The organism is Flavobacterium jejuense (assembly GCF_006491595.2).
In the GTDB taxonomy this organism is placed as follows: Bacteria; Bacteroidota; Bacteroidia; order Flavobacteriales; family Flavobacteriaceae; genus Flavobacterium; species Flavobacterium jejuense.
The window spans coordinates 1-1,244 of the sequence record NZ_VEVQ02000043.1 but is presented as its reverse complement, the minus strand read 5'-3'; the positions used below and the strand labels follow the sequence as shown (position 1 = coordinate 1,244).

Here is a 1,244-nt window from a genome sequence, read left to right as displayed (position 1 = left end):
CAACTAACACTTCCTCTCCTATTTCTGGAATAAAATACATCCCTTTCCCTCCTCCTGAATGGGGATTGGTCATGCGTATCCATGGCGTGTTGCCTTCTTGCCATGCAAATTTCACTTGTACTCTTCCTAGTCCTAATGGATCATTGTTATCTGTAACCACGGCTGGTTGTGTATCTGCTACTGGATGGTGGTGTACATTGCCATAAGGTGGTGCCAAAACACTATCGGGAACCGCCTGAAAACTATTGTGATAGGTTCCTGATTCTTCACAAACATGTGTTATATCTGTAATGATATAACTACCAAAATTTTGTTCTTGTAATCCGTCTAGTATATTCCCTGTCATAGAAAAAGCAGGCTCTTGAATAGCAATTACATCTCCAATTCGCAATCCGGTTTCATCAGTATCTCCTTTAGCAGTAACTAAGTCGGCCGCCCTTGATTGCAGTTGTGTTGTTACTCTATCCACTAAATGAGTCCTTGAGCTCCCTTCTTCTATGGCATGCGTGTATAACATAGTCGAAGTTTCTGGAAAAAGTCTTTTTGAACTCTCATACATTACTTTGGAATAGCCTTCTGGTTGATAGTTTACTTCTGCCGTATTCGCTTTTTGTGTTTCTGCATTACTTGGGTCATATCCTAAATACTCTAAACCTAATGGTTTGGCACGCATCTCAATATTAAAAGTATGCAGATTTCTTCCGTACTCTAAAGTGAAATTACTAGAATTAGGTGAACCAAAAATTAATTCTTCTCCGTTATAATAAAACCATTGTCCTTTTTTTTGTGCCAATCTGCAAATAAAACCAAAATCACTCTCACGATACTGAACCGTATAGGGCATCGCTACATCATTTTGAACTTTGACTGAGGGTTGTAATTCTTTTTGAGAATAAATACTAGTCATCTTTTTAACAATATCAGATAACGATTCTTCTGAAAAAGATTGCGTTTTAGGAGTACCTTCCATAACAATGGTAGGACTATAACCATTTATTATAATTCCTCCTGCTGCTCCAGAGGTTCTTACCATCTGAGCTTCTGTAATAATTCCATTAAACAATAATGGTGAAGTAGTCGATAAACTCGTGGGGGTTATCTCTATTTTTATAGATTGTCCTATATAACTTTGTGCCTTATCTATTGCTTGACCTATAAACTCTTTTGGCAAGGGTTGCAACAGTGAAAAAGTATGATGTGTATGTACTTTCTGCTGAATAACTAACTTGGAAAATCTTGTAAGT

1 protein-coding gene is annotated in these 1,244 nt (G+C 37.3%); it reads right to left on the bottom strand.

Annotation, left to right across the window (positions count from 1 at the left end):
- Positions 1-1,244: contractile injection system protein, VgrG/Pvc8 family (locus FIA58_RS21130; protein WP_140964677.1), on the bottom strand; the 1,244-nt coding region annotated here is incomplete at both ends.